The sequence below is a fragment of the Kitasatospora sp. NPDC004615 genome (genome assembly GCF_042873545.1).
Lineage (GTDB): Bacteria > Actinomycetota > Actinomycetes > Streptomycetales > Streptomycetaceae > Kitasatospora.
Window position 1 is genome coordinate 39063 of the sequence record NZ_JBIALQ010000005.1, and the last position, 12298, is coordinate 51360.

13 protein-coding genes are annotated in these 12298 nt (G+C 73.2%); 5 read left to right on the forward strand and 8 right to left on the reverse strand.

Features of this window, described 5'->3' with window-relative positions:
- Positions 1 to 65: 65 nt before the first annotated feature.
- A complete protein-coding gene (locus ACFYS8_RS18005) occupies positions 66 to 1028 on the forward strand; it encodes a helix-turn-helix transcriptional regulator (protein WP_387642295.1) in 963 nt (320 codons plus the stop codon).
- Positions 1029 to 1044: 16 nt separating this feature from the next.
- On the opposite strand, the gene ACFYS8_RS18010 is transcribed toward ACFYS8_RS18005, so the two are convergent.
- The 5 genes from ACFYS8_RS18010 to ACFYS8_RS18030 all read right to left on the reverse strand — a co-directional run bounded on the left by ACFYS8_RS18010 (position 1045) and on the right by ACFYS8_RS18030 (position 5484).
- Positions 1045 to 2559, reverse strand: coding sequence for an IPT/TIG domain-containing protein (locus ACFYS8_RS18010; protein WP_387642298.1), 1515 nt, complete (start codon positions 2557 to 2559; stop codon positions 1045 to 1047).
- Positions 2560 to 2774: 215 nt separating this feature from the next.
- Positions 2775 to 3425, reverse strand: a complete 651-nt coding sequence (locus ACFYS8_RS18015; protein WP_387642301.1) for a class I SAM-dependent methyltransferase — start codon at positions 3423 to 3425, stop codon at positions 2775 to 2777.
- 34 nt (positions 3426 to 3459) lie between these two features.
- Positions 3460 to 4209 (reverse strand): CPBP family intramembrane glutamic endopeptidase, encoded by a 750-nt coding sequence (locus tag ACFYS8_RS18020; RefSeq protein WP_387642304.1) that lies wholly within the window; start codon positions 4207 to 4209, stop codon positions 3460 to 3462.
- Positions 4210 to 4277: 68 nt separating this feature from the next.
- A complete protein-coding gene (locus tag ACFYS8_RS18025; protein ID WP_387642307.1) occupies positions 4278 to 4646 on the reverse strand; it encodes a hypothetical protein in 369 nt (122 codons plus the stop codon).
- A gap of 427 nt (positions 4647 to 5073) precedes the next feature.
- Complete coding sequence (locus tag ACFYS8_RS18030) at positions 5074 to 5484, reverse strand: hypothetical protein (RefSeq protein WP_387642310.1); 411 nt, start codon at positions 5482 to 5484, stop codon at positions 5074 to 5076.
- A 423-nt stretch (positions 5485 to 5907) separates the two neighbouring features.
- Between ACFYS8_RS18030 and ACFYS8_RS18035 the strand changes: the two genes are divergently transcribed.
- On the forward strand, positions 5908 to 7053 hold the full coding sequence (locus ACFYS8_RS18035; protein WP_387642312.1) for a hypothetical protein: 1146 nt from the start codon (positions 5908 to 5910) through the stop codon (positions 7051 to 7053).
- A gap of 5 nt (positions 7054 to 7058) precedes the next feature.
- On the opposite strand, the gene ACFYS8_RS18040 is transcribed toward ACFYS8_RS18035, so the two are convergent.
- Positions 7059 to 7631: a TetR/AcrR family transcriptional regulator gene (locus ACFYS8_RS18040; RefSeq protein WP_387642315.1), complete on the reverse strand. Its 573-nt coding sequence runs from the start codon at positions 7629 to 7631 to the stop codon at positions 7059 to 7061.
- An 86-nt stretch (positions 7632 to 7717) separates the two neighbouring features.
- Here ACFYS8_RS18040 and ACFYS8_RS18045 point away from each other — a divergent pair, with 86 nt between their 5' ends.
- A complete protein-coding gene (locus ACFYS8_RS18045) occupies positions 7718 to 8992 on the forward strand; it encodes an FAD-dependent monooxygenase (protein WP_387642318.1) in 1275 nt (424 codons plus the stop codon).
- A gap of 190 nt (positions 8993 to 9182) precedes the next feature.
- Here ACFYS8_RS18045 and ACFYS8_RS18050 read toward each other — a convergent pair whose 3' ends face one another.
- Positions 9183 to 9803 (reverse strand): GNAT family N-acetyltransferase, encoded by a 621-nt coding sequence (locus tag ACFYS8_RS18050; protein ID WP_387642321.1) that lies wholly within the window; start codon positions 9801 to 9803, stop codon positions 9183 to 9185.
- A gap of 217 nt (positions 9804 to 10020) precedes the next feature.
- Here ACFYS8_RS18050 and ACFYS8_RS18055 point away from each other — a divergent pair, with 217 nt between their 5' ends.
- Complete coding sequence (locus ACFYS8_RS18055) at positions 10021 to 10335, forward strand: hypothetical protein (protein WP_387642324.1); 315 nt, start codon at positions 10021 to 10023, stop codon at positions 10333 to 10335.
- Between the two features lie 54 nt (positions 10336 to 10389).
- Here the strand turns inward: ACFYS8_RS18055 and ACFYS8_RS18060 are convergent, their stop codons facing one another.
- Positions 10390 to 11121, reverse strand: a complete 732-nt coding sequence (locus tag ACFYS8_RS18060) for a Clp protease N-terminal domain-containing protein (RefSeq protein WP_387642327.1) — start codon at positions 11119 to 11121, stop codon at positions 10390 to 10392.
- A 189-nt stretch (positions 11122 to 11310) separates the two neighbouring features.
- Between ACFYS8_RS18060 and sph the strand changes: the two genes are divergently transcribed.
- Entirely contained in the window at positions 11311 to 12288 is a 978-nt protein-coding gene (sph, locus tag ACFYS8_RS18065) for a sphingomyelin phosphodiesterase (protein ID WP_387642330.1), read from the forward strand.
- Positions 12289 to 12298: the final 10 nt, after the last annotated feature.

Below are 12298 nucleotides of genomic sequence, written 5' to 3' on the forward strand. Positions count from 1 at the left end.
CACCGCCTTCGCGAGCGGTGCGAGCGGCACGGGCGGCGGCCCTGAGCACGGCGAACGGAGCGCGGATGCTGTCGGCGATAGGTCTGGACGAGCACGCCGAGCGGGTCTACACCCACCTGGTGGCCCACGGCCCCGCGACCCGCGCCGAACTGGCCGCCCGCTGCGGCCCCGTACCGACCGGCTCGCTCGAACTGCTCCAGGCCTGCGGGCTGGTGGCCCCCGGCGCGGGCCGCCGCTACACCGCCGCTCCCCCGGCCGTCGCCCTCGAAGCCCTGCTCACCGGCCAGCGACACGCCCTGCGGGAGGCCGAGTTGACGGCCTCCACCCTCACCGAGGCCTACCGTTCGGCGACCGCCCGGGAGGGCCAGGCGCACCGCGACCTGATCGAGGTGGTGGCCGGGCGCGCCGCCATCAGCCACCGCGTCACGCAGCTTCAGGCCGGCGCGGAGCACGAACTGCTCGCGCTGGTGACGGGCCGCCACCAAGTGGTCGCCGCCGACGAGACCGGCGCCGAGTCGGCGGCCGTCGAACGCGGCGTCGGCTACCGGGTGGTGCTGGAGCGCCGCGCTCTGGACGAACCGGGCGCCGCGCACCCGCTGTTCGAGGCGATGGACCGTCAGCAGCAGATCCGGGTCGTCGAGCAGGTCCCCACCAAGCTGATCATCGCGGACCGTTCACTCGCCCTCGTCCCGCTCACCGCCTCCGCCTCCGACCCCGTCGCCCTGGTGGTCCGCGCCCCCGCGCTGGTCACCGTCTTCACCGTCCTGTTCGAACAGACCTGGGAGTGGGCCCACCCCCTCGGCCGCACCCTCGTCGTCGGCCCCGCCCCCGCCGGCGACCCCGACGAGACCGACCGCCGCATCCTCGCCCTCCTCCTCTCCGGCGCCACCGACCCCGCCGTCGCCAAACAGCTCAGCCTCGGCCTGCGCACCGTCCAGCGCCGCATCAGCCGCCTGATGTCCCTCGCCCGCGCCGACACCCGCATCCAACTCGGCTGGCAGGCCCACCGCCGGGGCTGGGTCGACTGAGGCCCCTGCCGCCCCCTCACAGTTCCTTGTAGGTGAACTCGCTCACCGGGCCGGTCGGGGACGAGTAGCCCTGCGACAGCACGGTGACGTCGACGGTGTGGGGCTTGCCGGGGCCGGTGGTCGGGTCGGGGGCGGTGGCGACGAGCTCGCTGGGCGCGCCGGTTCGCTTGATCCGGACGGACGGGGAAGGGTTGTCGCCGAAGAAGACCTGGGCGTCGGAACAGAAGTTGACGCCGGTGATGGTGACGGAGTGGCCCTTGCGGCCGCTGTCCGGGTCGATGCCGGTGATCACCACCGGGGCGGGTCCGCCGTAGGCGAACTGGCCGAAGGGCACGGCCGGCGAGGTGCCCAGGTTGGTGGTGACCCGGACGGCGACCACGCCCGCACCGGGCGGCGCGAGGACGCTGATCGCGGTGCCGTCGCCGCTGACGACCGGGTCCTGACAGGGGACGGTACCGAAGTCGACCGCCGTGCCCGCGCCGAAACCGCTGCCGGCGATGACGACCGCACTGCCGGCCTTGCCGACGTTGCTGCTGACGGCCCGCACCACCGGGCCGGACAGCACGTCGGGGGCGCCGAGCAGACCCAGGTAGGTGGGGTTCGCGTGCTGGAAGGCGACCTGGCCCATGAAGTCCTGGAGCGTCTTCTTGACCATGACGTGGTCGTAGTCGCTCTGGTAGTCCGGGTGCAACTGGTTCGGCGTGCCCGGCTGGGCGTAGCCGTGCGGCCCGGGCAGCGCGGCGATCGCCGTGATCACGGCCTTGACGTCCTCGTTCGCCTCCGGGCCGGGCGGATGGGGGTACCACTTCTTCGCGTCGTCGAGCGAGGTCCAGGCCTGCGGCACCAGGTCCCAGGCGTTGAAGTAGCGCTCGTTGGCGGCCCAGCTCAGGGAGTTGACGTACTTCACGAAGTCCGGGCCGCCGGCAGTGGGGGCGGCGAAGGTGTACAGGGCGAACTTCGGGGTGACGCCCTGCCAGGTCTGTGCCTGGAGGTAGGGCGCGACCATGGTGGCGAGGCAGCCGCCCAGACTGTGACCGATCACGTGGACGGTGGGGTTCGACGCGGCCCCCGCCAGGGCGTCGGCGAGTGCCTGCACCAGGGTGGTGCCCCCCGCCGTCATGGTGACGACCTGGGTGAACGCCTCCATCGCCCCCTTGGAGACGGACACCGGGGCCGGTGGCGAGCCGACGGCGGTGAACGGCACCACCGTGCCCACGCCGAGGTCCTCCAGCAGGTCGGTGACGTTGCCGACCGTTCCCCGCAGGACGACGGCGAACGCGTTGGAGGAGCGATTCGCGGCCAGGAACGCCATGTTCGCGTTGTCCGGGCTCAGTGCCAGCCACGTCAGGGACCAGCCGTTCCCGGTCGCGAGGGAGGGCTCGGCCAGTTGCTCACTGACGCCCAGGGAGATCCGTTCCTGCTGCTCCGCCACCGTCTCGCCCGAGGGACGCGGCGTGGCCCCGGTCGCGGCGATCGCCGCCAGTGTCATGGCCACCTGCGGCATGGTGGGTGTGCTCTGCTCCGTCGACATGCGTGCTCCGTGCTCCTGGGGAATGGATCCGCCTCACCGGACCGGGAGGTCGTGTCCCCTCTGCGTTCCGCCGGCGCCGTCCGACGATGTGTCCGGGCCCGGGACGTCATGCCATCGGCCGTACGCCCTCGCGGTCCGTCCGCTCCCGGCGCTGCGCGGGCGCGGGCCCTGAACAGCCCGGCGGGCCGGCGATGCCGCACGCAGATCAGAGGCCGTCAGGACGCGACCTCCGCCAGCAGGGCCGCCTGCGGGAAGCGCTCGCCCGGGCCGGGTTGGCGGACGCTGCGGGCGGTCTCGGTGAGGCCGGCCTCGGACAGCAGGGCGGCGAGGGTGTCGAGCGGCCAGCGGTGGGCGGTGGTGACCTTGTGGTCGAAGGGGACGGGGTGGTCGGCGTCGCCGAGAGTGGGGTCGGCAGCGAAGAGGCCGAGCAGCAGGCGGCCGCCCGGAGCCAGGACGCGGCGCAACTCGGCGAGGGCGTACGGGACTTCGGCGGGCGGGAGGTGGATCAGCGAGTAGCGGGCGAGCACCGCGCCGAGGCTCGCGTCGGCGAACGGGAGGGAGAGCAGCGAGCCGCGGACGAAACTCTCCCCGGGGTGGCGGCGCCGGGCCTGGGCCAGCATCCCGGCCGACAGGTCGAGCCCGACGGCGCGGATCCCGAGCCCGCCGAGCAGCGCCGTCGCCTCGCCCGGGCCGCAGCCGAGGTCTCCGACGGGCAGCCCGTCGGCTGCCACGGGCGGCGCCGCGACCAGCTCCCCCATCAGCGCCAACTCGTCGTCGCGGCTGGCGAGTTCACCCGTGAACATGGTCGCGTACAGCTCCGCGACCGCATCGTAGGCCTGCCCGACCCCGGCCTGCTTGTCCGTCATTTCCCGCGCCTCCCGCCGATCGAAGATGCCGAGCCTATGACCCAGGGGCAGGCGCAGGAGCCTCGGGGGCCCGGAGCAGCAGCACCAGGCCCAGGCCCAGGTCGACGACCACGGTCACCGCCTGAAGCCAGTCGGGTGTCTTCCCCGGCGAGTAGATCTCCAGGTAGTCGGAGAGCGCGTGCACCAGCGCCAGCGGCCAGATGCTCCCGATGTACAGGCGCGCGCCGCACAGGCAGAAGCCGAACGCGCCGGCCTCCAGCACCTGCCACAGCGTATTGCCCAGGGGCGAGCCGAAGAACAGCCAGTTGCCGAGGTGCCCGACCCCGAACAGCACCGCCGTCAGCACCACCGCGGGCACCCGACCCAGCGGCCGTGCGACCTCCAACACCAGTGCCCTGCTGCTCAGTTCCTCACTGACCCCGACGCTGAGCATCAGCACCACGCCGCCCACCAGGGTGGCTGTACTTCCCTCGATCCCGGGCAGCGCCGCCAGCCCCGCCAGTACCGCCAGTGGCAGCAGCACCACCCAACGCGCCGTCGCCCCAAGGCTCGTGACCCCGCCGGCCGCCAGCAGCCCCCAGGCCCGGAGCAGCACCAGCATCACCGCCGCGCCCGCCAAGTTGGCGACGGTCGGCCCGAGTTGCGGGAACCACCCCGGATCCAGCGGCGGTAGCGCCTTCGCCACCACCACGATCGTCGCCTGCCAGACGGCCGCGACCCCCACCGCCCCCACCGCCCCCAGCGCCGGATTCCGGCGCACCCAGCTCCCGCATCGCGTCAGCACCGCTCGACGGTAGGGGCGACCCCTTCAACTCGGCTTAAGCGCCGCCACATTGGGACCTTCGACGACTGTCAGCCGCACCGGCCGGCCGAGTGATGGACGTGCTCACGCCCCTCGCGATCCTCGAACTCGAGCCGGAAGGGCAGCCCCGTCTCCCCCAGCGCCGCCAGCAGCTCGGCGACACGCTCCGGGTCGACGTACCCGCTGAACAGCACGGGTTCCCCCGGCGTCAGCTCAAGCTCCGCGAACTCGCGTTCGACCCCGAACTCGGTCCAGCCCGACCGGCGCACCCGCCAGCCGGCCCGGAAGAACAGCTCGGCCGCTCCCTGCGTGTCGGCCGCGCCCGGCAGGAATCCCCGGACGTTGCTGCCGAGATCGAGCTGCGCCATTGCGGCGTCGTCAAGGCGCGGGCCGCCCGTCCCGCCGGAGGTGAAGTGCATGCCGAAGGGTACCGAACGGCCGGCCGGCCGACCCCTGCGGAAAACCGGTCGCGGGCGGCCGGGCCGGGGCGTCCGAGCTCTGCGTGTGGCCGGCGTAGCGGTCTCCCGCCGATTCAGTGGCCCCCGGGCTCCGGGGAGTCCGGGTGGGCCACGCCGCCGGGGACGGGTTCGTCGGCACGGACAGCCTCGGCCAGGTCGGCCGCCGCTCCGCATGTCGGCCCGTCGGTGGTCAGTGGCAGTTCGGGGCCTGCTGGTTGCAGATCCTGATGTGGCTGACGCCCGGCAGATCGGCGCGGGTCTGGTTCAGGTTGACGGCGCCGTGGCCGAGTTCCGGGGCACTCGGGACGGTACGCCTCCCACCCAGGAGGGGGCTGCCCTCCTGGACGTTCGCAAAGAGAGTGTCCGGCTCGCGGAAGAGCGCGGCGATTCAGCCTTGCCCGAACGCCCAGCAGACGAAGCCCAGGGTTGCGGCCGTGATCACGATGCCGACGTACATCGGCAGTCGTGGGGCCTGGGGATCGGCCTGGGTTGCCGCGGCGAGAAGGACGATGCTCGCCGGCATCAACAGGAACAGCCCGAAGATGCAGCCGAGAACGGAGACGGCGAACAGTATCCAACCGATGATCACGCAGCCTGTCCAGAAGTTGGCGGCCTCCCGGGCGAACAGCGGCACGGCGGTGGTCACGGCGCCGAGCACCAGCGGACCTCCCATGGTCCACGCGTCGATGAGGACCACCCAGAGCACGACCGGTGCGGCACACAGCACCGCCAGCACCGCCGTGAACCGCGCCGCCCGCGGTACCGGATCCGGCCGCTCCGTGGTGTCTACGGCTTCCATGCTCCCCCCCATTATTGAACGCGTTCAAACGCGACGGGGGAACCGTACCAGGCCCGTCCCGCCACCAACAGCTGCACCGAGCGCCGGGAACTGAGGAGGCGTCAGCCCGCATGTGCGGCGCCGACGAGCGAAGGCGCAAGGCGGTCGTCCGCGCCGCGCCGCCCGGCGCCGCCTCGGGGTGCGGGAGAAAAACCGGTTGCGGGCGGCCGGGCCGGGGTGCCTATGCTCTGCCCGTGGCCGTCGTAGCGATCTCTCGCCGATTTAGTGGCCCCCCGGCTCCCGATGGGTGCCGCTGGGGTCGGTTTTCGCCGCGCCGGTGACGCAGTCCGGCTGAGCGGGTCGGTCCCGGGCGGCGGGTTGCGCCCAGGGGCCGGGGGGTGTGTGTTCCCCCTCGAATCCCATGCTCAGGCCCGGAGGCCCGTCATGTCCGCTCTGCCCGCTTCCTCTCCCCGTCCGCTGTCCGCCGATCAGCTCGCCCGTGATCTGGCCGTCCGCGATCTGACCGATCCGGCCGCCGGGCCGCACGGCGTGCAGCTCCTGGTGGATCGCGCCACCGACGCGCTGGCCCGGCACTGGTCCTGCCCGGTGCGGGTGCACCGCGGCGAGCGGATCGTCACCGTCGCCGACAACTACGACCACCTCAACTACCGTGCCGACGACGTCACTCGGGACACCCGCTACACCCGCTACGTGGACGACCGCCGTATGCTGCGCAGCCACTCCAGCGCACTCGTCCCTGGCGCCCTGCGCGCCCTCGCGGCGGACCCGGCTGCCGAGTCCGTCCTGCTGGTCTGCCCGGGCCTGGTGTACCGCCGCGACAGCATCGACCGGCTGCACACCGGCACCCCGCACCAGCTCGACCTCTGGTACCTCACCCGCCGCCAACTGCCCACCACACCCGCCGACTTGACCGAGATGATCGCCGCCCTGGCCGACGCCCTGCTGCCCGGCGCGGAGTACCGCACCGAGGACCGCGTGCATCCGTACACGCTGGCGGGGCGGCAGTTGGACGTGAACCTCGGCGGCGAGTGGGTGGAGATCGCGGAGTGCGGGCTCGCCCACCCGGAGGTGCTGGCGGGGTCCGGGCTGGGGCCGGAGTGGAGCGGGCTGGCGCTCGGGATGGGGCTGGACCGGGTGCTGATGCTGGTCAAGGGGATCCCGGACATCCGGATCCTGCGCTCCACCGACCCGGCGGTGGCCGCCCAGTTGACCGATCTCGCCCCGTACCGTCCGGTCTCCGCGCTGCCGGCGATCCGCCGCGACCTGTCCATCGCGGTGGACCGCGTCGACCTGGCGGAGGACCTCGGCGACCGGGTCCGCGACGCGCTCGGCGCGGACGCGGACTGCGTGGAGGCCGTCGAGATCCTCTCCACCACCCCGTGCCACGCCCTTCCCCCGCAGGCCCTGACCCGCCTCGGGGCCCGTCCCGACCAGCACAACCTGCTGGTCAAGGTGATCCTGCGCCACCTCCACCGCACCCTCACCGACAGCGACGCCAACGCCCTGCGCGACCGCGTCTACGCCGCCCTCCACCAGGGCACCGCCCACCAGTGGGCAGCCAACTCCTAGCGGAATTACGGCCGCAGGGCCGCCGCGACCAGGCCCTCCAGTGCCTCGCGCCGGATGGTCTCGCCGCGCACCAGCCCGTCCAGCACCAGCCCGTCGAAGCCGGCGAGCAGGGTGAGCGCGCGGTCCTCGACGTCGCGGACGCGGTGCGCGGCGAGGAAGTGGCGGACGAGCTCCCGGCCGGTGTTCTCGCGCGGGGTGAGGATCTCGCGCAGTTCCGGGTCGCGGACGCTCTCCAGCACGCAGGCGTACCGGGCGAGCGAGCGGCGGCGGCCGTCGCCGGTGAGCCGGTGGTGGGCGAGCAGCGCGAGGCCGTCGACGAGGTCGGCGGCGGTGCGCGGCGCGGCGGCCTGTGCGGCGGCCTGTGCGGCGGTCAACTCCAGTTCGTACTGGTCGAGTTCGACCAGCCGCCGGACCAGCGCGGTGAGCAGCGCGGCGCGGGTGCGGTAGTAGGCCGAGGTGGTGCCGTCGGGCAGGGCGGCCGCACGGTCGACGGCGCGGTGGGTGAGGCCGCGGATGCCCTGGTCGGCGAGGACGCCGAGGGCGGCGTCGGCGAGCAGGGTGCGTCGGTCGGTGGCCATGCCCTCATCTAACACCCCGCCGTGGGCGGGCCCGTAAGCTCCGCTACCGTCCTTTCTACATCTGTAGAAGAGCTGGGGGTTCGACGGTGCGCGGTACTGCGGTGGTGGTCGGTGGCGGGATCGGCGGCTTGGCGGCCGCGCTCGGACTGCGCCGGGTCGGCTGGGACGTGACGGTGCTGGAGCGTTCCGAGGTGCCGGACGACGCCGGGGCGGCGATCTCGCTGGCCGCGAACGGGCTGCGGGCGCTGGACGAGCTCGGCGCGGGCGAGGCGGTCCGGGCCGCCTCGCACGGTCAGTACCGGGGCGGCACCCGCAGGCCGGACGGGCGTTGGCTGGCCCGGATGGACGGGGCCGCGCTGGAGCGCGCGGTGGGCAGCCCGATCGTCGGCATCGCCCGCGCCGAACTGCACCGGCTGCTGCGGGCCGCGCTGCCCGCCGAGTCGCTGCTGATCGGCGTCCGCGCGCTGACGATCGACCAGGACAGGCCAGGGCAGAACGAACCAGCGCAGGACGGACCTGGGCAGAACGGGCCTGGGCAGAACGAACCGGCGCAGGACGGGCCTGGGCAGGTCCGGGTCGGCTGCTCGGACGGCACGCGGTACGCCGACCTGGTGGTCGCGGCGGACGGCGTCGGCAGTCGGCTGCGTGGCCTGCTGCTGCCGGAGCACCCCGGCGCGGTGGCCACCGGTGCGGCCGTGCTGCGCGCGATCACCGATCAACCGGTGGCGCTGGACGGCGAGTTCGAGCTGACCTGGGGTCGCGGCGCGGAGTTCGGCCACATCGTGCTGCCGGACGGCCGGGCCGAGTGGCACGCCGTCCTTCCGCTGCCGCCCGGCACCCGGTTCGCCGATCCGCTGGCCGAGTTGCGCTCGCGCTTCGGCGGCTGGCACGAGCCGATCCCGGAACTGCTCGCGGCCACCCCGCCGGACGCCGTGCTCCACCACGACCTGCGCGAACTGCGCACCCCGCTACCGACGTTCACGGTCGGCCGGGTCGCGCTGCTCGGCGACGCGGCGCACGCGATGACCCCGCACCTGGGCCAGGGCGCCTGCCAGGCGCTGGAGGACGCGGTGACCCTGGCGGCCGCCGTCGCCGGCGCGCCCGACCTGCCGTCCGCACTCTCCCGGTACGACGCGGTGCGCCGCCCGCGCGCCCAGGCCGTCGCCCGGGCGGCCCGGCAGGCGGGACGGATGGGGCCGGGACTGTCGCACCCGCTCGCGGTGGCGGTCCGCAACACCGCGATGCCGCTGATGCCCCCGGGGCCGACGCTCCGGGCGATCCTGCGCCACCACGTCTGGGAGCCGCCCACCCTCGACCGGACGCCGCCCCGCCCCGGCGAATCGGCCACCCAACTCGCATAGCAGGGGCCGCAGTCGGGCAGTCAGCAGATGACCGTACCTTCACCCGCGGCCCCGCCCGCCCACCGCCGCCCGCTCCGAGGAGGAACGCCGTGGCCCCGCAGAAATCCCCGTCCGGCAAGCCGACCGGCATGGGCGGCGCACCCCCACCGCCGCCCGGCCCGGCCAACCCGCCACCCCCACACACGAAGTATCAGGTGTAGCGAGCGACACGTTCCCGGAGGGCGGCCTCGGTCTGCGGCCACTCGGTGTCGATGATCGAGAAGATCGCGGCGTCCCGCAGCCCGCCGTCCTCGCCGGGCACCCACGAGCGGGCCGACTTCCGCAGCACGCCCTCGAACCGGGCGCCGACGGCGGCGATCGCCGCCCGCGAACGGGCATTGCGCGCATCGGTCTTGAGGTCCACCCGGGCCACGCCCCACTGCTCGAACGCGTGCTGGAACAGCAGCAGCTTCGCCTCGGCGTTGATGCCCGTCCCCTGCGCCGAGGCCGCCAGCCAGGTGAACCCGACCTCCACCGCGAACAGCACCTCGGTGTCCGGCAGCGTCCGCGGCTCCCAGTACGCCGTCACCCCGACCGCCCGGCCACTCCCCACCGCGATCTGCGCATACGGCGCCAACCGCCCGTCCGCGGCCCGCGCGTGCTGCGCCTCGATGTACCCGGCCACCTCCTCGCCGCGCGGCACCCAGGTGAACCCGTAACTGTCCCGGGCCTCCTCCACCGCCCGCGCCAACTCCCCGGCATGCCGCTGCTCCAACGGCTCCAGCCGCACCAACTCCCCTTCCAGCACCGGCCCTTCGAGTCGGTACACCATCCGCCGCTCCCCTCTCGTGGTGACCGCCAGCGAACCGCCCGCCCCGACCGACCGTCAACCGGGTTTCGGCCGGCCGGCCGAAGAACCAGTGAGCGGACGGAGGCGCCACCGTCACGGGGACGGGTCCGAACTGCCGCCCCGGCCTCCGACCAGGCGGATCAGCGCTCGGGCCTCGTCTGTCAGGCGCAAGGTCACGGGCCGGTCGGCGAAGCCGTGGGTGCCGAGTTGGGCCGAGCACCCCGGGACGCGCCCACGCAATCCGGAGGCCCTGTTCACGGCGGGGGCGCGGCTGGACGACGGGGAGACCTGGACCGCCGAGATCCACGCCCCCGACCCGGCCGGCCTCCTCCACCTGCACCTGCACCTGCCGACCGGACGGATCATCGCGGCGGACCCCGCGGAACTGAGCAGCCGGGACGGCTTCGAGGCGCCCGCATCCGGCACCCTCGCCGCAATCGTCGACCATCTGGCAGAACTTCGGGTCAACGCCGTTGCCGCCGCGTCGAGCGTCCGCTCCGAGCGATCGCGGTGACCGCGACGGCGGGCCCGCCCCTCGTGCTGGGCGGGCCCGCCGGGTCTTGAACGGTCAGGCGTCGGGGGTGAGTTGGGCGAGGACCTCGAGGAGGGCGGCCTCGGCGGCGGTCTTGTCGAGGCCGAGGTCGGTGAGGATGCCGGCGCCGGCCTCGTGTTCGAGGAGGGCGAGCAGGAGGTGTTCGGTACCGACGTAGTTGTGGCCGAGGCGGAGGGCCTCGCGCATGGAGAGTTCGAGGACCTTCTTGGCGCCCGCGTCGTAGGGGATGAGGGCGGGGACGTCCTCGGCGGCGGGCGGGAGGGCGGCGAGGGCGGCCTCGCGGACGGCGTCCAGGGTGATGCCCCGGCCGACGATGTAGGCGGTGCCGAGGCCCTCGGGTTCGGCGAGCATGCCGAGCACCAGGTGCTCGGGGCGGATCTCGGGGCTGCCGGTGTCCTTGGCGGCCTGGTGGGAGACGACCACCACGTTGCGGGCGCGCGGGGTGAAGCGGTTGAAGCCCTGCGCGGTGTCGATCTCGCGAACCTCGCCGGGGTCCTTGGGGACGAAGCGCTTCTGGGCGGCCTGACGGGTGACGCCCATGCTGCGGCCGATGTCCGTCCAGGACGCGCCGGAGCGGCGGGCCTGGTCGACAAAGTGGCCGATCAGGTGGTCGGCGATGTCGCCGAGGTGGTCGGCGACCAGGACGGCATTGGACAGCTGGTCCAGCGCTTCGGGGTACGACTTCTTGATGCCCTCGATCAGGTCGTCGAGCCGGATGGAGGTCTTCACTCCAGAGGTGTCAGCCATGAGGCAACCTTAGGTTGACAGTTGGGGGGTGTCAACCGATGGTTGACACCTGTCGCAGCGGCCGTTTTCTACCCGCCGGTAGGGGGTGTTTCGGTCGAGTTCACCCATCCGCCGCCCGGTGTCTTGTCCGCGTCACGAAGGCCCGAGTTGACTGCACAACATCGATCGCCCCACACCCCCGGAGCCTCCATGCCCGCCACCCGCACCACCCGCCTGGCCGCTGTACTCGCCGCCGCCGCAGCTCTGTTGACGGTCCCTCAGGCCGCCGCGCGCGCCGAGAGCGTGCCGCTCACCGTCGCCCCGCTGAACGTGCTCACCTACAACACCTTCCTGATGAGCACCAACCTTTACCCCAACTGGGGCCAGGCCTACCGGGCGCAGGCCATCGCGGGCGCGGACTTCTTCCAGGGCCACGACGTGGTGGTGCTGCAGGAGGCCTTCGACAACGCCACCTCCGACGCGCTGGTGTCGAAGGCCTCGGCCGCGTACCCGTACCACACGCCGGTGGTCGGCCGCTCCACCAGCGGGTGGGATGCCACCTCCGGCAGCTACAGCAGCACCACGCCGGAGGACGGCGGGGTGGCGCTGCTCAGCAAGTGGCCGATCCTGCGCAAGGAGCAGTACGTGTTCAAGGACGCGTGCGGCTCGGACTGGTGGTCCAACAAGGGGTTCGTCTACGCGCAGATCAACGTGAACGGGCAGCGCACCCACGTGGTCGGCACCCACCTGCAGTCCACCGACTCGGGCTGCTCCAGCGGCCAGGCCGCCGACATCCGGGGCAAGCAGCTGCGCGCGATGAAGGCGTTCCTGGACGCCAAGCAGATCCCGGCGAGCGAGCCGATCGTGGTGGCCGGCGACCTGAACATCGACTCGCACGGCAGCGAGTACCCGGCGCTGCTCTCCAACGGCAGCCTGGCCCCGGCGAGCACCCGGGACGGCTGGGCGAACTCCTTCGACACGGTGGACAACTCGATCGCCGCCTACCGCTACCCCGGCGAGCCGAAGGAGGACCTCGACTACGTCCTCTACCGCGCCGACCACGCCCGCCCGGCGCAGTACACCAACACCGTGCACCGCTTCCACAGCGCGCCGTGGACGGTCAGCAGCTGGGGCACCTCGTACACCTATACCGACCTGTCCGACCACTACCCGCTGATCGCGGGCTGACCGGTTCCGT